We start from the raw sequence: 25,040 nt of genomic DNA on the forward strand, positions 1-25,040 counted from the left end.
TCGCCTTTTCATTTTTTATAATTTGTAATCACCAATTGCTTGTATTGGATTTTGAAGAATCATGTTGATTAATCCATGGATGTGATTTAATATTCCCTGTATTTTCTCTGCTTCATATACGGTTTGATCAAATCCAAACTTTATTGTAAGCTTTTCTTCAGGGAAGCACATAATTCCATACTTTACATGTGGCTCATCAACAACTTCGTAATCCGTGATAGCAAAATTTCTGTTTTCATTTGAAGAAAAGATTGCTGGATTAGTTGGATAGTTTTCAAAAACCCAAAGATGGTCAGTCAACTCAGTTTTTAATTCACTTTGCTTTTGTATATCAACAAATGAATAGTATGCATACTCATTACATTTCAATGTCTCTAGTTGTACCTTTTGCAGGAAGTCCACAAAAGATTGCGTTTCTGTCCATGCTAATCGGATAGGCAAAACATTTGTGAACAGACCGAACATATTTTCAATTCCTTCTACTTCGGGAGGTCTGACTGATACTAGATTAGGCAATACTACTTCTCTCGTTCCGTTGAATTTGCCAAGCAATATTCCCCATACAGCTAGTAATGCCGTATTCATAGTTATATTATTTTTAGTTACAAATGTCTGTAACTGATCAGTCAAATCCTTGTCTAATGTTAAATCCATAAAAGTGAAGTTTAACCCTTCACTTTTAGATGGGACTTTCTTTTTAGGAATACTAATTTTCTGATTGTATCCTGATAAATAATCTTGCCAAAAATGACGTGCTTTCTCATGATCTTGTGCCAAAGTCCAGTCTATGAATGTTTCAAAAGGTTTTACCATAGGTAACTCCGCCATAGTTCCCGCATTTGTAGTTTCGTAGAGCTGGAATAATTCGTCTATCAAAATGCTGACGCTCCACCCATCACATAATAGATGATGGGAACTCCAAATTACCTTATGCTCATTATTACCTAGTTGGAATATACAGAGACGTGTCATAGGTTCATCATTTTTGAATCCTCGACTTAAATTTTCATTCATCCACTGTTTTAGGAATTCTTGCTGTTCTTGTTTCGTCATCTCAATCAAGTTTTTTATTTCTGAATTTATTTGAACATCATATAGAACAGCTTGCCAAGGTTTTGCTTGTTCATCTTGCACAATTATTGTTCTTAAAGAATCATGACGATCAACTAATTGTTTGAAACACTGAATAAAGAGTTTAATATCCAACTCCCCCTCAAGTGCCCAAATTGTTTGTTCAAAATATGCATTTGTATCAGGTTCATTCGTAGCATGTTCATAAATAACTTCTTGGAAAGGTGCTAACGGGTAAATACGTTCTATTTTTATATCCGGCATTTTTTCTTGTATTTTGGTAAGTGTTTGTTGATTAAGTTGTTTATCTTTAATATTTAGTAATGTAGCTTTATTATCGTTCATTATGTTTACATCATTTGTTTGTGAACTTGAAAAATGGTCTAGCTTTTTAACAAATTGAACCATGTCCCTTAATATAGGAAATGAAAATAGATTTTTTGGTTCAAGCTCAAATCCTTGTCGATACAGTCTGACGGACACTTGAATCGCTTTTATCGAATCTCCACCTAAGGCGAAGAAATGATCATTTACTCCAACTTGATCTATTTTGAGTACTTCTTGCCAAATACTAGTTAATATTTTTTCCATTTCAGTTTTTGGAGCAATAAATACTTCATTTGTTTGTTTCTCGGGAGCAGGGAGCGCTTTCCTATCTAATTTACCGTTTGGAGTCAAGGGTAATTGGTCCAAATAAACAAAATAAGAAGGAATCATGTAATCTGGCAAGTGATCTCGCAAATGCTTTCGTAGTTCTGTTGTACTAATATTTTGCTCAGTTACCACATATGCAACTAAAAATTTTATTCCGTTCTCATCTGTTTGATCAATTACGACAGCATGTTCGACTTGTTTATAAGTTAGAAGACAATGAGCGATTTCTTCTAACTCTACTCGATACCCTTGAATTTTTACTTGGTAATCTTGGCGGCCTAAAAATTCAATATATCCCTCAGAATGCATTTTTCCACAATCTCCTGTTTTGTATATAAGACCAAAATCAGGATGTGACACAAACGCTTCATTTGTTTTCTTTTCATCATTTAAATATCCTTTAGCAAGGCCCACTCCCCCGATATATAAATCTCCAATTACACCAACAGGGCACATTTTCTTTTCATAGTTCAACACATAATACGTTTGGTTTGCCAAGGGCATCCCGTATGGAATACTATTCCAATGTGATTCCACCTGTTTGACCGGATAATAAATTGACCAAATCGATGCTTCTGTTGCCCCTCCTAGTGAAACTACTTCTGCAATCGGAAAATGTCGTTTTATTTTTTCTGGTAAAGAAAGCGGAATCCAATCTCCACTATGTAAAACTAAACGTAAAGAAGAATGTTCAAAATGAGAACCTACTTGATCCAATGCCAAATCCATGATTGCAGGCACTGTATTCCAAATTGTAATCCCTCTACGTTCGACAGTGCGGATTAATTCTTGCATGTCTCTCGGATCACGAATCATTACTAATATTGCACCTGTGCTTAAAGCTCCGAAAATATCGTATACAGATAGGTCAAAACACATGGAAGAGATACCAATAATACGATCATCTTCATTTACCTCATATTTTTGATTTATGTCTTGAATAGTATTTGTAACCGCTTGGTGAGTAATAATTACTCCTTTTGGTTTTCCTGTACTTCCTGAAGTGTATATAATATAGGCAATATCTTCTGGACCAGCAATAGAGGGCATATCTTCTGTTGTATAAAATGACAAATCATTTTCTTCATAAAGACTAGGTTCTAATAAAAGCTTGCATGAGCTATTTTTTAAAATATATGTTTGGCGATCTAAAGGATGATCGGGATCAATCGGAACATAAGCAGCACCTGCTTTTAAAATACCTAGCATATTAACAATTGTGTCAACTCGTCTTTTGGCTAAAAGACCCACTTTGTCACCAAGACCAATGCCCTGCTCTTTTAAGAAGTGGGCAATTTGATTGGAGCGTTTATGAAGTTCCGAGTATGTTAACCATTTTTGCTCAAATACCACCGCTACTTCATTCGGTGTACGTTTTACTTGGTCTGTAAATAATTGATACAGAGTAGTTGAAGGTATTTTTTCTGTTGTTTCATTGTATTGTTCAATTAAAGTTTGATCCGATTCTTTCATCTGCAAAGATGTTATCTCGCTTTGTTTCACCAATTGTTCCAATAAGTTAACAAATTGGGAAAACATTGCTTCTATCACATCAATATCAAACAACTCTTCAACATAATTCCAGCTAATTAATAACTCTCCATTTTTTTCAATTACTACATTATCCAAATACACTTGTGGAGTCCGAGCATGAATATAGCGAAGAGAACCAAGTTGTTCCCAAGAGAAAGCACCTGCACCTGCTAACATCGAGGTGAAAACGATTGGCATAACTGCTTTTGGCGTCATTTGATGATATCGAGTAAAATCTCGAATAAAGTTAACTCCATCGTAATGACGATGTTCAAGGCCATCTAATAAAGTAGCTTGCGTTTCTTTTACTCTAGTAAAGAAAGTTTGCTCTGGTTTTACATCAACATCCAACAAAATAAGCGATGTGAAATCTCCTACAATCTGTTCTACTTCATCATGAACAGGATAACGGTTAAATACAGTCAAATTAATTGCTAATCGACGTTGATTACTCCAATATGCCAACACATCACCATATATTGTACAAAGTAGAGCGGAAGGCGTTACCTCTTTCTCTTGTGCTAACTTTCGTAGCTTTGTCCATTTTTCATTGTCCAGGATTTTTGTAAGTGATTGGAATTTAGGAGTAGCAATCTCTGCTGGATCCTTTTTTAACAGCAAAGAAGGTGCAAACGGAAAGTCAGGCAGCTTACTTGTCCAATAATCTTTTGCTGTTTTATATTCTTCGCTTTGTTCCATTTCATCATAGATAAACATATAATCTTGAAAATCAAAAGATAAAGATTCTAATTTTTGATTTGGTTTATAATAATAATGCAACAAATCCTGTCCAACAATGTTCATGCTTGCTCCGTCCATTAATAAAGCATCGTATCGAAAACATAATAAATACGTGTCTTCTTTTAAAAGAAAAGCTTTCAATTCAAACAAAGGCCATTTTCCCAAAGGGAATACATGGTTAGTCATTCGAGAACGCTCTTCTTGCAAGCGAGCATTTTGATTCCTATCATCTAAATCTATGAGACTCACTATTTCAATCTCGTAATCAGGAACGCTTTGTAATATTTGCTGTTTTCCCTCTGGTAAAATTACAGCTCGCAACATTGGATGACGATGGATTACCTTTTGAAAACTTTTTGAAAGACGATTGATATCCAATGTTGTTTCATATTCAAAATATGTTTGAGGTGAAATACCACTTAATTCAAACTGTGAATTCCTTCCTAACATATACGCTGTCTGAACTTCTGTTAAGGAAAATGGATTAGATAAATCTTTAACATGAGTTGGTCTACTTTCAAAGTTTTCCTCTTTATGCTCTAACTTTACACAAGAACTCAGTTGAGCGATTGTGGGGTGTTTAAAAAAATCTGTTGTACTTATTTTTAAGCAGTCTTTTCTTAGTAAATTAATTACTTGAAGTGCTTTAATAGATTCTCCTTTTAATGCAAAAAAATTATCATGAATACCGATTCCCTCAATCTCCATAACTTTTTCCCATGCACACACTAATTTTTGTTCAATTTCATTGCGCGGGGCAACGTATGGGATTGATACATAATCCGTTTGTGTTATATCCAATAACCTTTTTCTATCCACTTTTCCATTTGGATTCAATGGAATCTCTTCTACCTGAATCATTTTTTCCGGAATCATAAACTCAGGTAGTTTATCACTTAAATATTTTCTGATTTCACCAAAAGACACCTTGTTATCCGATACATAGTAGGCAGCTAATAATTTCCTATTTCCATACACTTGATCAACAACGATAGCCTGGTTTATTTCTGGATATTCCCTTAATTGAGTTTCGATTTCTCTTAATTCAATTCGATACCCCCGAATTTTCACTTGATGATCCATTCGACCTAAATACTCAAGTTCTCCATTAGGCAACCAACGAACGAGATCACCTGTATGATACATCATTTCTCCTGCCGTAAAAGGACTCGGTACAAATTTTTCATCTGTCAGTTTACTTTTACCAAGATACCCTCGTGCTACCGCTACGCCAGCAATGCAGAGTTCACCAGGAATTCCAAATGGTTTTAATTGGCCATACTTATTCAATATATAGGAATGATAATTCGGATTTGGTTTGCCAATCGTAACTTCTTTGGAAGTGCTCAAGTCTTTTACTGTTGCGCAAATGGTTGTTTCTGTGGGACCATAGATATTTAAAATTGTTGCTTCACTGATACAACGAATTTTTTCAACCAAATCAATGGAAAATGATTCTCCTGCTAATAAAATAGATTTTAAATCTTTTAGAAAATTTGCCCCTTCTGGATCACTCAAAATCACTTCCATTCGCGATGGCGTTGATTCCCATAAATCCACTTTATGTTTTTTGACCAAATGAGCCAATTCTTTTGTTGCAAACTGGTCCTCTGTAGCAATTACTACTTTTGAACCTTGCGTTAAAGGAAGACATATTTCTAACAAGGAAATATCAAAAGATACACTAGCAAGAAACAAGAATGATTGATTAGCTTTTACTTTTTCTCTCATTACATTTAAAAAATGAACTAGCGATTTTTGTTCTATCATTACCCCTTTTGGATTTCCTGTCGATCCTGATGTGTAAATAACATAAGCTAAATCATTAGGATTATGTTCTCGTACTAAATTACTTTCTTCACCTTGAAAAAGATATTCTTTATCAAGATACAGTACTTCACCTGCAAATTGTGGCAATACTTCCTCTGTTCGCTTACTAAGTAAATATTTTGCTTGACTATCTTGTAACATATATTCAATTCGTTCAGTTGGGTAGTTAGGGTCGATTGGTAAATACGCTGCTCCTGCTTTTAAAATCCCCATCATACCAATAATCATTTCTAATGACCGATCTACCATAACGCCAATAATACTTTCTTTTGAAACACCTTTACTTTGAAGAATAGAAGCCAATTGATTCGCTTTCTTATTCAATTCTCTATATGTCAAAGATTGATCATTACAAACAACAGCAATTTGATCTGGAGTTTTTAATACTTGCGCTTCAAACAAATCTTGAAATGATTGAAACAAGTCTATGCCTGTTTGAAAAGTATTCAATCCTTCTAACAACTCTTTTTCTCCTTCTGCAATAATACAAATATCTTTCAATGCCAAATTCGGATTTTGTGAAACTTGCTTTAAAACATAACAATACGAATTGGCAAACTGTTGCAAAGAAGAGAATGAACGGGACTTGCAAGAAATTTGAAATTCAAATTCATTATGTATTTCATTCCATTTTCTTCGTATCCATAGGACTAAATTATTCTCTGCGTATTCTTCTAGTGAATTTTCATTATGTAATCCTTCCATCCCGATTACAATTTGAAAAGGAGTTAAATTGTGTTTAACTAATAATTCAGAGAGCGGATACTCCTGATTTTCATACCCGAATAAAGTCGTTTGTTCAATCTCATTTACTAACTGTTTAAAGGTGTGATGCGGATGGATTTCACTTCCTAAAGGAATCAACTTATTAAGATTCTCACTTTGTTCAAGATTCTTTTCAATTATAGGAATACCAATAGTAATTCTTTCTTGATCTGTATAATGTGCCAAACAAACTCTTAAAGCGGCTTGAAACCAGCTAAATAATAATAAATCTTGAGACTTACTTATTTTTTGTATATTTTTACTAATTTCTACATTCACTATGACTTGAACGTACTCACAAGGTGTTTCTTTATTTAGTTGGTAATCGCTATTAAATACAGAAAAATCGAGAATCTCGGAAGATAATTGCTCCTTCCAAAACGCTTCTACTTCTTTATTTTCATGAATCGAACTTCGATCTTTAATGTGCATTTTTATCTTTATCCCCCTAATATTCATTTCTTCTACTCGTTAATTTTCAAGCCAACTTCAAGCCCATGGAGAAACACTTGATGGTTATCCAAACATAAAAATTGCTGAATCTCTTCAAATTTCATATGACCAACTGAACAAACCCCTAAATTTAATGTCTCAGCAACCATATTTAAGGTAGCAGTGATAATGCCTGACTCAATACAAGCAAATAAATATCCATCTGAACCGTATTTCGGAATGGAAGCGTTCGCATTATAAACCAAATAAACTGAGAATGCAGATTGAGTAAATAAATCTTGATTAATTAACTCATGATCACTTTTGATCACTTGATCAATGTTGTTTACAATCACAAGACTATTTTTTGATGGGTTATAATAATAAAATCCAGCTTTCATACCCTCTATACGTTTTGGTTTTATATAAACAAAGATATCAATGGGATAGAGCCCGCCTGCACTTGCGTAATGATAGTATATTTTTTCTTCCTTAACCTGTTTTAGAGTTGATAAGAATTGGGAAAATTCCGAAAAACCGATGTGTTTTTCCATTTCAAATTGACGACAAGACCTACGTTCCTTGATTATAGTGGGTAGCTCATCTGTTGTTTCAAGTTGAATTTCGGTTGACCGTGCAGCAACGTGCGTGCGATTTAATTGTTCACTCATATACTTATCTAACTCTTCTTTAGAAAAGCGAATCTGGTTGCTATATGGATTTGGAAAAATCTTTTCTTGTGAAGAAAATACTTCTCTTGGGTGTAATATGTTACTTACTAACACACGATTTTTTATCATGAGTTCTATGTTTTTTTGTGTCTCTTCTACATTCCCTAACGAAAAGCGCTCTACTAGTTCACTAATTTTCACACCTTTTTGAGCCATAAAATAAAAATCAGGAAACCACTCAGACAGAATACCTGTAAATCTCATTTCCCCTATCAAAACTTCATTATGCAACTTCTCCCAATGCTTAATCGGAGACCAGTAATAAATTTGTTCGCTCATATACTCCTCCATAAATGTTTAACTTATTTTTACAATGCACTTTTCCAAGCTACAAAAAATCATCATTTCTCTCATGAAGGTTATAACACGTAATTCAAGAGAATTTTGGGATAATAAAATAACATTTTTCTCATTATTTTTTTTTATTTCATCACAAAAAATGATTTTTTATTAGACATTTCACATCCTTTCCCATAGTAATCCAATAAGGTATAAACCATTTATAACATTGAGAATATTCATTTATTTTCAATGTGAAATTATTGTAATGGATTGGAGAGCAGTTGAATATAGTTATTAAATCAAATAATGTTGAGAAAGTTTTATTTATTATATCGATAAAATTTTATGATTCATTTTATTACAAATAGATTAAGAAAAGAGCTTTAAATTTTTCTTAAAAAGTTAGTGTAAAAATACAACATATTATTACATACAAAGAAGTTACTTACATATCATCTTCAAAATAGAGAAAAGACACCCTTCAAGGTGTCTTTTCTCTATTTTGATTCCATATACTTTTGGCGCCTTCGTTATTTTTAAACGGTTTATAGGAATTAATACAATTCGAACATCTAGCTCGTTATATGTTCGAGTATGTAATAAAAATTATATAAATTACGAATGGATTTCAGATAATTTTATCGATAAACGCAAAGATATATTCTACTCCTACGGTTACAATAGCAATAACCTATTGCTTATTTTTTATTAAATTGTAATATAATTACAGTATGTGAAATTATATTACATTAACTTTAAAAGCGAAGTGAGAATAATCTTCACTTCGCTTTTAAAGTTTGCAATCCTTATTAAATTTGCTCAATTCAGTATTTATTTCCACACTCTTCGCTTTTATTTAATCGGTTTTTCTGATTTTAAAACAATGGAACTTAGTGCAGGAATTTTAATTTTATTGTCATGTACAACATAAAGTGGTTTACTTCCCGCCTGCTTCCCGTCTACTAGTACTTTCCAAGGACCTTTAAATGGAAGTGTTATTTCAACAGCTTCTCTATTTGCATTGTGAGCCACTGTAAAGTATTCATGTTTATTCCCCTCTATTGTATAAGTTACAGTATTTTTCGGAGCATCAATAAATGATACGTGTGTTTTTATTTGATCTGCAGATGTCATTCGAAAAGCTGAGTACTTTTTGCGTAATTCTATTAAACCCTTCATATAATCTACTTCATTATTAAACGTTGCACGGCGCAACCAATCCATCTGGTTAATTGAATCTGGAGATTTGTAACTATTATGATCACCGTATTTCGTCCGCATAAACTCTTGCCCTGCATGTAAGAATGGAATTCCTTGTGATGTTAATAAAATCGAAGAAGACAATTTGTGCATTTGTTTTCGCACTTCATCGCTATCATCTGAATTAGTTAACTCAAGTTTATCCCATAATGTATGATTGTCATGTGCTTCCACATAAGTTAATACCTGTTCCGAATCTTGATAGGTAGATGAATTTTTATCGTAGTCAATACCTGCCGTAATCCCTTTTTTAATACGATCTTCCATGTTTTCCTTCCCATTTATAAAACCATTTTCCTTCTCCTCAAATACACTACCCTTCAATCCATCACGTATATTATCATTAAAATGAGCAATCCCTTTCATTTTCCCTGCATTTTTTTGATTTGCTTTCAGCTCAGCTGCAAGAGGTGTATTTAAATCCCATCCTTCTCCATGTAGTATAATAGAAGGGTCAATTTGATTAACAGCTTTACGTATTTCATTCATCGTTTCATAATCATGAATACCCATTAAATCAAAACGGAATCCATCTAAATTGTATTCTTTTGCCCAATATGTGACGGAATCTATCATAAATTTCCTCATCATTTTTCTTTCTGAAGCAGTATCATTTCCTACTCCAGTTCCATTTGCAAATGTTCCATCTTCATTGTAACGATAATAATAACCTGGAACTAACTTATGAAAATTAGATTCAGCAGCGTTATACATATGGTTATATACGACATCCATCACTACTCGAAGATTATTATCATGTAGTGTTTGAACCATTTGCTTTAATTCAGTTATTCGAACAATTGGCTCATAAGGATTTGTAGAATAGGAGCCTTCTGGAACGTTGAAATTTTTAGGATCATATCCCCAGTTATATTGCGGTTCATTTAAAGTCTCTTCATTTACAGAAGCATAATCAAATATCGGTAAAAACTGAACGTGAGTAACACCAAGATCCTTTATATGATCAAGTCCTGTTTTTACACCTTCTGGCCCTTTTGTTCCTTTTTCTGTTACACCTAAATACTTCCCTTTCTGTTTAATACCACTTTCAGGTTGAATGGAAAGATCGCGTACATGTAACTCATAAATAATAGCATCTTCCGGATTTTTAAATTTTGGCTTTTTGTTTGCTTTCCATTTTTTCGGATTTGTTTCTTCTAAATCAACAACTGCACCTTTATCTCCATTTACAGAAGCAGCACGTGCATATGGATCAACTGCTTCAGTCCACTTATCACCAATTTTGACTTTATACGTATAAAAGAGCCCTTTTTGATTCCCCTTTAGTTCTGCAGTCCAAGTTCCTTTTTCACCTTTTTGCATGTTTATTTCAGTACCTATTTTATCACTCCATTTTTTATATGTAACCAACTTCGCTTCACTTGCAGTAGGAGCCCATACACGGAACTTTGTATATTGCGGAGTATATATATTTCCCAAATCATTACCACCATAATAAAATAAATTGTCGAATTCCTCGCTACGAATGACTTTACCGATTTCAGTATTTGTATCATCTAAGTTTTCAATTTTAACTTTGTATGTTTGTTTTAAATCAATTTTCTGTTCCGTAATTATTTTAACCTTATTAGTAACATCTCCACTGTTTATATCATAAGGAGTAATATTCTTAATTTTAATGCCTTCAATTTCAATTTTCTTTTCCTTAATATTAAACGGGACATTAGTCGTTACAGTAATTTCATGGAAACTATCAATAGTTGCTTTTTGAATTGAGAGATCCGATGAAGGCTTAGAGTTATATACTTTTTCATCACCCGAAAGAATCCATACTTCAGCACGACCGTCCTTTATATTTTCAATCCAACGATCTCCACCATCTTTTTCCCATTCATTTGTTCGAACTATAAATCCTACACGATTATAGTCACCTTCTATTTTTATCTTAGCGTATTTTCCAAATTCATCTTCACCAGTAAATTCATAAGATGTACCATTCGCATTTTCTCCCCATAACCAAAGATTCCAGTCTTTTGTATTTCCAAGCTTTTCTTTGTAATGAATGATAATTTCAGTTGTTTTTGAATTTGAAATTGCCTTCACACTCTGAAAGGAGAAAACAGATGATAACATAACGATTAAAGTAAGTAATAAAACTGTTTTGTTAATTAATCTTTTTATAATTTGCACCACATACACCCTTTCTTCAAATATTACTCTCGATTTAATATGTTTACACTACATAACACTGCTTAAATTAATCTAGAAATCTCTTTTACTTCACCTCCATATTGGCTATTTTCACGTATGTATTTCAATGACCTTTTAATACGAAAGCGTTTGCATTAATGGTTAAAAAAATAGATTTGTTTATACCTTCATATATTTGTAAATACTAAAAGATCAGGGAAATCATTTTAAAGCAATCGTTTGTTATCGCTTTCATTTTATAGACTTTCTATCAAGAGGTCAATATATTATTAATTTTCTGTTTTTATACACTTTAAACCTTATTTATATGTCGCTACTTCTTAAAGGTAAAGCGCCTCATTATTGCTTAGTCAGTTTATTTTCAACAATACATTGCTACGTAAAAAACAGCTAATATCCTTAAAATGATATTAGCTGTTTTTCATAATGTTTTAATATACGAATGAGAACTATATTTCTAAATTACTTAATTTTTGCTGCATCAAATGCTTTTTGAACTGCTTGAACTTCAGCTGTATTTGCACCATATTTATTAGTTGCCACTCGAATACATGCTGATCTCAATTCTTTGAAATTAGAAGTCATGTTTAACTCATCTGTATTTGCATAATAGAAAATATCAAACATTTTATCTTCACCAATTCCTTTAACAGTTACTCCGTTATGAGTTCCGCCTTTTGCAATGAGATACGCAACTTTATTAATAATACTTGAATTAAAATGAACACCGCCTTGATCCCATCCATTAAAATCGTTAAATTCACTGTAATCATCTGGATAAGGTACTCCTAGTGAAGATGGAACAGAAGCTGGGTTTTCCATATCACGGAAAATAGATCCCGTTTGTTCTCCCATTGTCCAGTTAAAGTTTCCATTATTTACGTATTTCTCAATAGATGTTCCCATAATATCAGATAGCGCCTCATTAATCGCACCAGATTCCCCGAAATATTCAAGATTAGATTCGCTAGAAGTAACAGCATGTGTAAATTCATGTCCAGCTACGTCATATGCTTTAACAATAGGATCGCCATATACAAGCATACTTCCATTATTAGCACTTAATGCATTCTGCCAATTCTTCGGATCATTCGTCTCTTCAGAATCCCAAGCGTGTACAACTGAAACTACTTTTTGTCCTTTATTATCAAAGCTATTACGCTTGTATTTATCTTTATAAAAATCAAATACTTTTGTTGCTAAGTAATGAGCACTTACTGCTTTTGGATCGTTAAATGTTGCCGAAGTACTAGTCGCTAATGTACCAGGATAATAGCTTTCTTCTTTAGTAATATCTCTGTAATTCACATCATATGTTTCAATGCCTTGCCCTCTTGTATAATCAGCAAGAGCATATTTGCCATTACTTTGTTTAGAGATACCAAATGAACGAGAAATACCTAAATCATCTTTTCCTGTTCCAGTTAATGATGTAAGACTGCTTTGTTTACTTTTCTTTAAAGCGCCAACTAGTTTATCACTGGCTTTTAAGTTAGATTCTTGTACCATATTTTTTAACATATCACCATTTTGTGCATTTACTAAATAAGTACCAGAAATATAGTTTGGTGTTGCAGCTTCAAACGTAACTTGGTATGCATTTTTAGCTTGTCCATTATTTTCATCAACAAAAATAACCTCTTTAACTTCTGGCTCAGAAATAAACTTGATATCGTTCCCGTACTTCGTATAAATAAATTGTTTTGCTTCATCTTTTGATAGATTAATAGGTTTTTTCAATTCTTCTTGTTTTAGATTTTGCGCGCTATCACCTGAAACACTTTTAATAACACCCTTATTATCTACGTGCGCAGTTAATTGATGGCCATATACTTCTTTTCCTTCGTATGTTTGCTGCATACGCACAAGTGTAGTTCCATCATACGAACCACGTTTTTGAAGGACTTTATAATCTACTCCAGTTTCTCCATTGACTTGTTTTTGGGACAGAGCTTGTTCTGTTTTCTCCTTAAGTGCATCCTTTACTACATTTTCTGGTGCCTTTTGTGACGGCTGTGTAAGTTCACCCGAACGGAACGATTCCTCCTGAATTTGAACTTGTAGTTGATCTGTTTCCTCTGCATGACCTACCCCATATGGTGCCACAGCTGTTAAAGCCAATCCTGTTGTTAATGCTACCTTAGTTAATGTCTTTTTGTTTTTCATTATTTCACCTCGTATAATTTTTGAAATAGAAAGCTTGTACAAAGTATACTGTCTATTTCTGTCGGAAAAAAGAGAAAATACACAATTTATGTAACATTATGCAAAATTACATAAATTGTGGTCAATATTATAAATAATGAATGGAACACATATGAACATTAATTTGAATAAAAGAGAGTCCTTATAGGCGCTCATCCAATTGGTTAGTTATTAATTATCTATATTCATTCTAATAAAAGTATACTTAAATCTAAATAACAACATAAAAACCCACTCTTTACTACTGTAAGAGTGGGTTTCATGCTATTAAAATAACAATTACTATAAGAAACCTTTTAATTTATATTTTTTTAGTAATCCTACTAAGTTTTTTGTAAAATTCACCTTTTGTCTTTGCATGAATAAACTCATTTGGACTAATATTTACTTTTTGTGAGAGTGCTACAATCTCTTCTTTTGAAATTGAGTCTTTCGTATTTATAGATGCTATATTTGTGTATTTTCCGTCTTCTGTTTTTGGAATTTCTAAAATCCCTTTATTCACGAGATCAACTACAGCCTTATGCTCTGAAGAATGTAAATCTACACCAGTAATTTTCCAATTACGCATAACTTCTGGCGTGTATACACCATTCTTTACCTCTTTTAAATATGTAATAGCAAGGTTACGAATGGTTCCACCTGTTTCTCCAAATGCATTCTCTTGTTTAGATGACCAAATTTGTTCAAACTTACGCCCCTCTAAAGCTCCTCCTTTTGCCTGAAGAGCCTCCATTCTATATGCATTCATTCCCAGCGTCATAACATCGCTCATTTTGATTGGTTTGTTTGTACGAATAGAGCGTAAATTTGTAATTCTGCTTCCGTATGGTTTTGTTAAGTCAATTTCGTATTTTACTCCTCCAAAGAAATCGTTCGTACTGTATTTAGATGCACGGCGGGTTTTATCAAAACTAACGGTTACATCTCCGACACGAGATGAGTTAAAATATCCTGCTGCCCATTCCATATAGTCTTTTAAATCTTTTCCAGAAATCTTATATACTGTAATTTCTCCCAAGGCATATTGGTAATTGTACGCAATATCCTTTTTCTTAATAGGACCTGTATCTAAACGGGCATAATCATTATCAATTTGATGGGCTACTACATCTGCTTTACTGTAGTAGAGCATGACTTCATGAAAGAAATCTGATAAAGGTGTTTCTTGAATCTGAACACTTGGAATACCCTTTATTTCATTTTCAGGAACAAGATTTCTACCCTTTAATTGAGCGACTACAACATTTGCATCTCCTCTCGCATATTCGTGAAAAGGTGTTAATGTTTCTTCAAGTGTAGGATCAGATAATATCGTTGTTCCATCAGCATTTTTTACAGGTATAGCGGTAGCGGTTTTATCTTTTAAAACCAATTTCCCATCTTGCTTTGTAAAAGTAAGGTCAATACGTGAAATATGTGTTCCATATTTATCTGGTTCCGTAATAATTACGCCATTTACAACTTCTTTTTTTACAAGTTTATGCATATGAGCTGCAAAAATGGCGCTTAATTCCGGACAAGCATTTGCAATATCTTGAACACCAGTACCAGGGATACCATTCTCATTTTCTAATCCCATATGCATAACTCCTACTATTACATCTACTTTACCTTCTAATTCCTTAATTGCCTTTTTCGTCTCTTCTACCGGATTTTTCACCACTAAACCATCTAAGTGATCTGTCCCTTTTTCAAAATCACTAATCATTGGTGTATTCATACCAATAATCCCAACTTTAATTCCACCTTTTTCTACAATTGTATATGCAGGAAGAAAGCGCTCTCCATTTTCCTTATAAATATTTCCCGCTAACGTTTTTCCCTTATATTGCTCACTAACTTTTTTCAATGTATCTAATCCAAAATTGAATTCATGATTTCCAAATGCCCAGGCGTCATATCCCATTGTATTCATCGCTACCATCATTGGCGATTGTGGTTTATCGTTGAATAATTCTACTGAGTTTCCTTGAATTGTATCCCCAGCATCTACTAATATGGTATTTGGATTTTCTTGACGGACCTTCTTTATAACCGTATAAAGCTGCGTCAAACTTCCACTCATATTTGCTCCATCAAGCGCATAATCCCAAGGCATAAATCTACCATGAATATCTGCAGTACCTAACAATGTAATATTAACTTCAGATTCCTCAGCCTTAGAGATAGGTGGTTTGACTATTACTGCTGTTCCAAGCAGTAATAGAATTACAAAGTAACATACATAGTTCTTCCATTTCATTTTTTGCATAATAATAATATTTCTCCCCTTTTTGTACTTTCATAAAGTTGCTTGAACTTTAAAAATGTAACTTATTATTCAGGAAACTTCAACTACAAAAGATAATTTTGAAGGGGGTTCTGTTGCAAAAATAAAGAGAATAAATTGCATACATCCCCTGACAGAATTGTATTTTATCGTTTCCTGACAGAATACCCTTCCTTAAGCGTGTGAAGAGTACTTTCAAAATAAGGACATATCATTCATCATCATAAAATCATTATTTCAATTTACTAAAATTCGCATATAAAATATGTTATGATGATTATTTTTTGAATTTCATTGTCGAAGTATTTCCTTCTCAATGAAAATACTTCCAAAAAAATAACCCCGCTCTTCATTTAAGACAGGGTTACACTTATACAGAAAATCGGATAGTTTCATATTTTCTTAAGCTTATTGGTTACTTTCAACTAATTTCATTCTATTTTTGTTTTCTTCTGAATCAATATGAATCAACCGTTTTCCCTGTTTATAATACGCATCAATAAATAGGGAATGATTTTTACTTTTCAATTTCACAAAGCAATTTTATCTCTTTTATTTGTGAAATATGACGCTGTTCATGTAAATAAATCAGTTCTATCCACTGATCAAGGGATAATTCTCCAAGAGCTGGATGCATCACTGCTTTTTTTGCTAATATAGACTCATCTTCTATTGTACTCAGGAAACGCATCAATTCTTTTCTCGATTCGTTTAGCATATTGAGCATTTGCTCCACTTCAAATGGTTCTATACTTGGTTCAATCATTTCTGGAGCTATAAACTTTTTCGTTCTATCTAATAAAATAGTGTGAATTTCTTTACGCTCATTTTGGGTACTATCTAACTTTTTTAATCCTGATGAAATAACTGTTATAACTCTCTCATCTAATAAAACTAAATGATGACAAACTTGTGCAATACTCCATTTATCCTTATCTGGTTTCCTATTAAATTGAGCATCACTCAACAAATTAATTTCCTCAACTAATTGATCTCTCGTTTCATAAAACTTGTCATTTACAAATGTATCCATGTGGATTCTCCTTCATTGCAACCTACATACTTAAATTCCTACGCTAGAAATATTATCTTCAAAAAAAGTTTTTCTTTCACTACTATTCCAATTTCATTTTAAAGCTACAAATGAAATTATTTGTTTTTTATATCTTTTTAATTGGCACATATAAATTAACCTTTAACTTTCCGTCTAGATCTTCAGCAACATTATTTAAGCAAAACTCTAAATTATCTCTATCATAATCTGCATCATACTCACTATTTGGTAGCCACTCTGCATACATGTATTGATACGCTTCACTTAATTTATGAGGTTCATCATAGAACTGGTATAGACCATATGTACCTCCATCTAATCTTTTAAATTGCACATCATGATGCTTTTCTTTATCGAAGTTTTCAGGAATCGTAACACATGCATCATGCCGGCACTTATGACTTGCAACAAGTTCAGGATTATCCAATGATATTCCGATAAATGATTGCTCTGGTGGATACAGTTTATTTTCAATTGACCAATTCAGTAACTTTCCCCAGTGATCTTGCGGTTCAAAGTAGCTACCAGTTCGTCTTATATACGCTACTTCTAATGGTGGTAATTTTTTTATAACAACTTTCATTTATATCTTCTCCCCTATAAATATGTACACTGTTTAATTAGCTTTCTTTAACATTTATTCCTTCTTAAATAAAAAGAATTCTCTAATCATATAAAGTGAAACTTTAATCAGCGGGAGATGAATTTGAATTGAAATATAATTGATTACTATTACTACTAAAGTAGTATGTACTTTCATACTTTTATTTGATTTTACATTCTTTTTAAATCGATATATTAATTGTAAGAAAATAAAAAGGTGGAGGATTTTAATTGATTAAAGGAATATACGAAGCGCATTTACCAGTATAATGTCCTATCAATTTATCATTAAATAAATGTAAAAAATGACCCTATTTATTCATTTTTAATGCGTATGTATGTACATTTGTTAATTTATTCGATATATTATGGGTATTGAATGATTACGTGAAGTGTATAGGTCGCTTATATAACACCTTATATTTTTATATCCGTGAAAACTACAAAGTGTATGAAAATCCATTTGTCAAATGAATTTAGTGCGGAAGGAGGTTTGTGGTTACTTCATAGGGTATAATAATCAGTTTTTTACTGATAAAAATATAGGAGGCGACATAATGTTTCGTACGATTTCAAATTTCATGAGAGTAGCTGAGATAAGAAGGAAAATCCTTTTTACACTAGCGATGTTAATCGTTTTTCGAATTGGCACGTTTATTCCAGTTCCTCATACTAACGCAGAGGTATTAAAAGTACAAGATCAAGCTAACGTTCTAGGTATGTTAAACGTATTTGGCGGAGGAGCATTGCAACACTTCTCAATCTTTGCTGTAGGTATTACACCATATATTACAGCTTCCATCATAGTACAGTTACTACAAATGGATGTTATACCTAAATTTTCGGAATGGGCAAAGCAAGGAGAAATGGGCCGTAAGAAATCAGCTCAATTCACTCGATACTTTACAATCATTCTCGCATTCATACAGGCCATCGGAATGTCTTATGGCTTTAATAATATAGCAGGTGGACAATTAATAACAGATCAAAGCTGGACTACATACTTATTTATTGCGACAGTTTTAACTGCAGGTACTGCATTTTTACTTTGGTTAGGCGAACAAATTACCGCTAACGGAGTTGGTAATGGTATTTCGATGATTATCTTCGCAGGTCTCGTTGCCGCCATTCCAAATGTTGCAAATCAAATTTATTTACAACAATTCCAAAATGCTGGCGATCAGCTATTTATGCACATAATAAAAATTGTTTTAATTGGACTCGTAATTTTAGCGATAGTTGTTGGTGTTATTTACATTCAACAAGCTGTACGTAAAATACCGATCCAATATGCAAAAGCTGTTTCAGGAAACAATCAATATCAAGGAGCAAAAAACACTCATTTACCGCTTAAAGTAAATAGTGCTGGTGTTATACCAGTTATCTTTGCTTCTGCATTTTTAATGACGCCGCGTACAATTGCGCAGCTCTTCCCTGATTCAAGCGTATCAAAATGGTTAGTTGCAAATCTTGATTTCGCACATCCAATTGGAATGACACTTTATGTCGGTCTTATTGTTGCTTTCACATACTTCTACGCATTTATTCAAGTAAATCCTGAACAAATGGCTGAGAATTTGAAAAAGCAAAATGGATATGTTCCTGGTATTCGTCCTGGTAAAGCAACTGAACAATATGTAACTAAAATTCTATACCGTTTAACATTTATCGGTGCAATTTTCTTAGGTGCTATTTCTATATTACCGCTCGTATTTACGAAAATTGCTACGTTACCACCTTCTGCTCAAATTGGTGGTACAAGCTTACTTATCATTGTCGGTGTAGCACTAGAAACTATGAAGACGTTAGAAAGCCAGCTTGTAAAACGTCATTATAAAGGCTTTATTAAAAAAGTGAATTAATTATAAAAAACACAGTTGGTTATTTTTCCAACTGTGTTTTTTATTTTATCAGTTCTGTAATTAATATACAGGGCTGTTGCTTTATTAAACTACATCTCCTTCTCTAATAACCGCCCTTTTTTGAAATAAGTCCGTAGTGTTGAACGATTGGCCAAAAATACACCAATCAATATAAGACAAGCCCCCATTCCCATTGTAGGATTTAAAGGTTCTCCTAAAATGATATATCCCACAATTATTGCAATCAATGGTGATACATATAACCACGTCGATGGAAATACTGGATTTGTTTTTGATAAGAGCCAGTAATATAATCCGTGGCCACCAATCGATCCGATAAATATGAGATATAAAATAGGCCATTGCACACTCCATGAAGTTAATACGGTTACATTGGGTTGTTCTACAATAATAGATGCGATTAGTAGTAAAATCCCTCCATAAAACATTTGAATACCGTTAATAAGAAATGGTGATACATTTGATAAATCTGAAAGTATTTCTTTCGAACGAATAGAGCCTATTCCGTAAAATAACTCCCCTATAACTAAAACAATACAAGCAATACTCCATATGAAACTTACTTGTTGATGCATTCCTGGTAAAGAAACAAATATAACACCTATTAGTGCAATAACTAAAGCAACGAGTTGTTCCTTTTGTAGCTTCTCCCTATTCCTCTTTGCTTGTATTAACAAGATCATCATTGGTCCCGTAGCAGAAAGAACAGCAGCTAATCCTGAAGAAATATACTGTTCTGACCAATATAAACTTGCGAATGTCATGAATGTTAAACAAAATCCAGCATACATAATGCGTTTTGAAAATATATGTGGCATAATTTCTTTTCGCTTGAATTTAAAAATAATCATAAGGATTATGCCTGCTAAAAAGAAGCGAATTCCTGCTGAAAACAACGGTGGCGCCCCTGCTTCAATTCCAATTTTTATCGTTAAAAATGTTGTCCCGAAAATAATACATACTAAAATGTAATTAAAAATGACCATTTTGCTTCCTCCTTTTTACTCTTAAAATGAGTATAGAGGGTATGGTGTATAACAGTGTATCGGTACATATAACAGTTACTTCAAGTTGTAGTTGATTCCCTATATATTTTTCGCTTTAATTAAGTTAAAAAGAAAAATAGGTGAACCTATGAAAATTGTATTGCGTAAAGAAACAAACATACCGTATTACAAGCAAATATATATGCAAATTGTTGACAGAATACAAAGTGGTATGCTTTCACATGGTGAATCTCTTCCTTCTTTACGTTGTATGGCCACAGATTTACAAATCAATGTATTAACAGTTCGCAAAGCGTATAAACAATTAGAAACCAAAGGGTATATACGCATCGAACAAGGAAAAGGTGCTTACATATATAAACGGGTAAAGAAAGATTTCAAACCAATTCCGTATAAATGGCAACAAACGAAAACGATTAATGTTATGCGTTCTCAATATGCAATGAATAAACACCGTAAATATTATGATTTTTCACAAGCAATTCTGTATCCTCGTCTATTACCAAATCCATTTTTGGCAGACGAAATGCATAAATTGCTGGATAAAAATCCAATGTTGTTAGCAACTTACGGGCCAGTTCAAGGCGATTATGAACTGCGAGTTGAAATAGCAAATTACTTACATGAACACCAGAAATTAGTGACAGACCCATCCCAATTATTAATTACAAGCGGAGCACAACAAGGAATTGATTTAATTGCTCAAACATTATTAAAACCTGGAGATATTGTATTAGTAGAAAGTCCGTGTTACAGTGCTGCGCTTGATGTTTTCATCAATAAAAGTGTTCAAATCATTCCCGTTTCTCTTGATAATCATGGAGTTCGCGCCGACTTAATTGATGATATTTGTCAAAGTAAAAATCCCGTTTTATTGTATACGAATCCAACCTTCCAAAACCCGACAGGTACAGTAATGAGTAAAGAACGAAGAGTGGAACTTATTGAACTAGCGGAGTTATATCAATTTTTTATCATTGAAGATGATTCTTTCGGGGAAATATATTTTGAGGATGCTATAGTCCCGCCTCCAATCAAAAGTTTTGATAAAGATGGCCACGTAATATATATAAAAGGATTTAGTAAAACGTTAGCACCAGGACTGCGTATCGCAGCACTTATTGCCGATGGTCCTATTTTTGAATGGCTATATGCAGTGAAAGGTTCAATGGATATCGGTAGTCCCTTATTAACACAAAAGGCACTTCTGCCGTTTTTACGTGCGGAACGTATGAAAAACCATTTAGAAAAATTACGTACAGCTTTACAAATGAGACGTGATTTAACAATTAATATATTATCGCCATTAAAAGAACTAAACTTTGAAATACCAAATGGAGGTTTTAATTTATGGGTGACACTGCCTGATTCGATAGATCCCTTTACCTTATTACAAAAAGCAAATGAAGTAGATGTCTCTTTTTTACCAGGAACAGCTTGTCTATTAAATTACGAAACAAATGATAACCAATTAAGAATTAGCTATTCAATGTTAAACGAGAAAGATATGGAAATTGGATTAGAGAAATTACATGATACAATACGAAAAAGTATTTGTTAGAAGCAATCTCACATTAGCCAACAATAAATAATACCCGAAAATGAAATTGTATAGTATGGGATATTATTTATTGTTGAGCTTTTTCGTTATTCTTAACAATCGGTTTTAAAACTTGTCTTTCTTTTAATTCTTCAACACTGCCATATTGATCAATAACAATTGCTTTCATTTCCTCTCCTCTCCTCCTTGCTGTTTATTTTAATAACATACAATTATTTCTCAAAATTTTTTGTCTTGAATTAACATATAATTATTTTTGGGGGTAATTATGTAAGAAGCATTATAAAGTGAAACTTTAATCAACCCTCGTCAATCGGTCTTTTTCAGGAAGTTGGTCCCCTCCCAACTTCTTTACTTTCCCTGAATTTTGAGATGAGACTCTTACCGCCCGGCAAATGGCAAATAGCGGGATGAATTACAATACGAATCTTACACACATCTTAGAATCATCCAAAACTGTTTTATTAATTAAATTCAAAAGAAATGGGGCTAACTATATGAGTGAAAAGATATTTAAAATAAATGGAATTGATATATGTACAGAAAGCTTTGGAAACCCTAAGAACCCTGCTATTTTATTAATTATGGGCGCTACATGTTCCATGGTTTATTGGGACGAAGAGTTTTGTGAGCTGTTGGCTAGTACGGGGAAGTTTGTTATTCGCTTTGATAACCGTGATGTTGGACGCTCTGTTGCCTATGAACCTAGAACTTCCAATTATACAGTAACAGATATGGCTGAAGATGCAATTGGAGTACTAGATGCTTATCATATTGATAAAGCTCACCTATTTGGTATGTCATTAGGTGGTATGATTGCTCAAATTGCCGCTGTAAAACATCCCGAAAGAATTTTGACGCTAACTTTACTAGCGACTAGTGTAATAGGATCTGATGACAATACTCGCGATTTACCTCCAATGGATGAAAGAATTTTAACACATCATGTAAATGGCACAAGTATAGATTGGGCAAATAAAAATGATGTGGCAGAGTATTTAGTTTCAGGATCTCGTCTATTATGTGGATCAGAACGAATATTTGATGAAAATAGAGTTTATAAACAAGTAAAACAAGAAATAGAACGCGCAAACAATTTATTAAGTATGTTTAATCACGCTTTACTTCAAGGTGATGATGCATATGAAGGTGTACTTCAATCCATACAAGCACCTACATTAGTTATTCACGGAACAGACGATACAGCACTCCCATTTGAACATGGCCTCGCACTAATTGGTGAAATTCCAAACTCAGTACTATTAACTCTTAAAGGAGCAGGCCATGAAAACCATCCAGATGACTGGGAAAGCATAATTAATGCTGTTTCTAAACATACATCTAAAATTTAGATAAATAACTAATGGAAGGGACACAAATTGTATTGTGCCTCCTTCTAGTTACAAACAAAAACCCATCACTGTATTCGTATGTATAGTGATGGGGACTTTTTATACTTTTCTATGTTTAAAAAAATGGACAATCTAATTGATCAACAGATTCCCATAATTTTTTTTTTGCATTTTCGGTGGATGTATTTGTGTCTAGTGTCATGTTTTTAAAAGGGTTTACTTCGACTTTTAATAAGGATGAAGGCTCCACATATAATGAGAAAACATGGCTGCTTGGTAAAGCTTTTGAAACGTCAATATCTCCTACTTGTTTAAATAGTTGCTGTGCAGCAAAAAAGAAGAAATTAGTTGGATTTGATTGTTTATTCAGCCACGCAAGCATTTCAGGTGATACCGATTTATGAATATTGATTTTTACTCGATCACCACGTTTATATCGCCTAGATCGCATACTTCCACCAACTAACTTATCGTTAAGTTTGTAAATCCTAACTCTTTTTGCTTATGCTCTCTATATTTTGGTGAACAAGTATATACTAATAATCCTCGTGCATTTGTAAATAACGGATTATCTACAAAGATTACATTTTTGAGTCGTCCTTTTTGCTTTAAAATCATTTTTAAACTGTTTTTAATAATTACTGCACCCCCGCCATAAATAAACACGTATGGATCGTCTTTCATATCATCAATTTTGTTTATAATATCCGTTGCAACGCGCGCTGCTAAACCTAATAATGCTGGTTGTGATTCCTCAACTAATAATGCATTTCTAGGGTGTTTATCATTTAAATAAATTTGATTGAACTCTGTAATACTATCAATTGTCTTTGTTGGATACTTCCGGTTCCATCTCGTAATAATTTGTAGTAACGTTTCTTTCACACCATACGATAAACCCTTACTTAGTTGTGGTCTAAAGTTTACGCCTAGTGATACTACTTCTTCTGTCGTCCCTGCGCCAATATCAAAAGATAATAGTGTTTTATCAACAAAATCAATTTCTGACACTTTATTTTGTTCACATTCTATTTTATGTTTCACAACATTTCCTTCTTCATCGTATACAATGCCCCACGTCCCAGAAGCACCCTCAGGCAGGCATTTACAATACTCAATTGAAACATTAATTGTCACATCACGTCCGTTCGGATAATGGAAAATAACCTTATGATTTCCCATATAACGTTTTGCATTTTCAGCAGCTATTTCTTGTGTAATAAGCTGCATAGGAAGAGCGACAGATAAATCATAACGAATATTAATATGACTAGAAGTTGGACTTTGACGCATAGCGCTTACAGCTAAACCTGATAGAATTGTAATAACCATTAACTCATCAGTCGACTTATTCGATTTCTTCTCAACCTCAGTACCTTTTAATTGATCTTGGATGACTTTTTCTCCAACGATGTATCGTACATTATTTAACATTAACGATGGCGAACTTATAGTCACATCAATGTGGTTTTCTAATTCAGATAATGAGACATCTACCTCATCTAAGAGTCCTGTAGGCTCACCTATATATAAAGAATAAATACTCGGAATAAAAATAGGGTCTTGCCCTTTCACCATTAACTTCAAACCGTTGTTTCCTGCATCTGCACCAGCCTTTAAAAGTATAGACAT

Annotated in this window: 13 protein-coding genes; 3 read left to right on the plus strand and 10 right to left on the minus strand. The window is 33.2% G+C overall.

From position 1 onward, the window contains the following. Positions 1-15 precede the first annotated feature (15 nt). From AXW78_RS13220 to AXW78_RS13250, 7 genes are all read right to left on the minus strand, one after another. A complete protein-coding gene (locus AXW78_RS13220) occupies positions 16-7,026 on the minus strand; it encodes a non-ribosomal peptide synthetase (protein WP_061884253.1) in 7,011 nt (2,336 codons plus the stop codon). A 32-nt stretch (positions 7,027-7,058) separates the two neighbouring features. Next, positions 7,059-8,036: a SagB/ThcOx family dehydrogenase gene (locus AXW78_RS13225; protein ID WP_000003217.1), complete on the minus strand. Its 978-nt coding sequence runs from the start codon at positions 8,034-8,036 to the stop codon at positions 7,059-7,061. Positions 8,037-8,891: 855 nt separating this feature from the next. Next, positions 8,892-11,450, minus strand: coding sequence for a type I pullulanase (gene pulA, locus AXW78_RS13230; RefSeq protein WP_061884254.1), 2,559 nt, complete (start codon positions 11,448-11,450; stop codon positions 8,892-8,894). Between the two features lie 483 nt (positions 11,451-11,933). Beyond that, a complete protein-coding gene (locus AXW78_RS13235) occupies positions 11,934-13,637 on the minus strand; it encodes a M4 family metallopeptidase (RefSeq protein WP_000791456.1) in 1,704 nt (567 codons plus the stop codon). Between the two features lie 340 nt (positions 13,638-13,977). Further along, the gene (locus AXW78_RS13240) at positions 13,978-15,930 is read right to left on the minus strand and encodes a bifunctional metallophosphatase/5'-nucleotidase (protein WP_061884255.1); all 1,953 of its coding nucleotides are present in this window, start codon (positions 15,928-15,930) and stop codon (positions 13,978-13,980) included. 535 nt (positions 15,931-16,465) lie between these two features. Then, complete coding sequence (locus AXW78_RS13245) at positions 16,466-16,981, minus strand: DinB family protein (protein ID WP_000379370.1); 516 nt, start codon at positions 16,979-16,981, stop codon at positions 16,466-16,468. A gap of 127 nt (positions 16,982-17,108) precedes the next feature. Further along, complete coding sequence (locus AXW78_RS13250) at positions 17,109-17,585, minus strand: AraC family transcriptional regulator (protein WP_061884256.1); 477 nt, start codon at positions 17,583-17,585, stop codon at positions 17,109-17,111. 577 nt (positions 17,586-18,162) lie between these two features. Between AXW78_RS13250 and secY the strand changes: the two genes are divergently transcribed. Beyond that, entirely contained in the window at positions 18,163-19,467 is a 1,305-nt protein-coding gene (gene secY, locus AXW78_RS13255) for a preprotein translocase subunit SecY (protein WP_000490135.1), read from the plus strand. An 89-nt stretch (positions 19,468-19,556) separates the two neighbouring features. Here secY and AXW78_RS13260 read toward each other — a convergent pair whose 3' ends face one another. Next, positions 19,557-20,474, minus strand: a complete 918-nt coding sequence (locus AXW78_RS13260) for a DMT family transporter (RefSeq protein ID WP_000234327.1) — start codon at positions 20,472-20,474, stop codon at positions 19,557-19,559. Between the two features lie 148 nt (positions 20,475-20,622). On the opposite strand from AXW78_RS13260, the gene AXW78_RS13265 reads away from it, so the two are divergent. Next, positions 20,623-22,056 (plus strand): MocR-like pyridoxine biosynthesis transcription factor PdxR, encoded by a 1,434-nt coding sequence (locus AXW78_RS13265; protein ID WP_000706795.1) that lies wholly within the window; start codon positions 20,623-20,625, stop codon positions 22,054-22,056. 497 nt (positions 22,057-22,553) lie between these two features. After that, positions 22,554-23,408 (plus strand): BCA family alpha/beta fold macrolide esterase, encoded by an 855-nt coding sequence (locus AXW78_RS13270; RefSeq protein WP_001290771.1) that lies wholly within the window; start codon positions 22,554-22,556, stop codon positions 23,406-23,408. Between the two features lie 115 nt (positions 23,409-23,523). Here the strand turns inward: AXW78_RS13270 and AXW78_RS13275 are convergent, their stop codons facing one another. Further along, a complete protein-coding gene (locus AXW78_RS13275) occupies positions 23,524-23,859 on the minus strand; it encodes a hypothetical protein (protein ID WP_001257760.1) in 336 nt (111 codons plus the stop codon). 11 nt (positions 23,860-23,870) lie between these two features. Beyond that, positions 23,871-25,040: a ParM/StbA family protein gene (locus AXW78_RS13280; RefSeq protein WP_000025621.1), complete on the minus strand. Its 1,170-nt coding sequence runs from the start codon at positions 25,038-25,040 to the stop codon at positions 23,871-23,873.

The sequence above is a fragment of the Bacillus thuringiensis genome (genome assembly GCF_001595725.1).
GTDB classification, from domain to species: Bacteria; Bacillota; Bacilli; order Bacillales; family Bacillaceae_G; genus Bacillus_A; species Bacillus_A thuringiensis_K.

Bases quoted from the DNA above. Each gene is read 5' to 3' on its own strand.
- AXW78_RS13220 (WP_061884253.1), bottom strand. From the start codon at position 7,026: ATGCACATTAAAGATCGAAGTTCGATTCATGAAAATAAAGAAGTAGAA.
- AXW78_RS13225 (WP_000003217.1), bottom strand. From the start codon at position 8,036: ATGAGCGAACAAATTTATTACTGGTCTCCGATTAAGCATTGGGAGAAG.
- AXW78_RS13235 (WP_000791456.1), bottom strand. From the start codon at position 13,637: ATGAAAAACAAAAAGACATTAACTAAGGTAGCATTAACAACAGGATTG.
- AXW78_RS13240 (WP_061884255.1), bottom strand. From the start codon at position 15,930: ATGCAAAAAATGAAATGGAAGAACTATGTATGTTACTTTGTAATTCTA.
- AXW78_RS13245 (WP_000379370.1), bottom strand. From the start codon at position 16,981: ATGGATACATTTGTAAATGACAAGTTTTATGAAACGAGAGATCAATTA.
- AXW78_RS13250 (WP_061884256.1), bottom strand. From the start codon at position 17,585: ATGAAAGTTGTTATAAAAAAATTACCACCATTAGAAGTAGCGTATATA.
- secY (WP_000490135.1), top strand. From the start codon at position 18,163: ATGTTTCGTACGATTTCAAATTTCATGAGAGTAGCTGAGATAAGAAGG.
- AXW78_RS13260 (WP_000234327.1), bottom strand. From the start codon at position 20,474: ATGGTCATTTTTAATTACATTTTAGTATGTATTATTTTCGGGACAACA.
- AXW78_RS13265 (WP_000706795.1), top strand. From the start codon at position 20,623: ATGAAAATTGTATTGCGTAAAGAAACAAACATACCGTATTACAAGCAA.
- AXW78_RS13270 (WP_001290771.1), top strand. From the start codon at position 22,554: ATGAGTGAAAAGATATTTAAAATAAATGGAATTGATATATGTACAGAA.
- AXW78_RS13275 (WP_001257760.1), bottom strand. From the start codon at position 23,859: ATGCGATCTAGGCGATATAAACGTGGTGATCGAGTAAAAATCAATATT.
- AXW78_RS13280 (WP_000025621.1), bottom strand. From the start codon at position 25,040: ATGTCTATACTTTTAAAGGCTGGTGCAGATGCAGGAAACAACGGTTTG.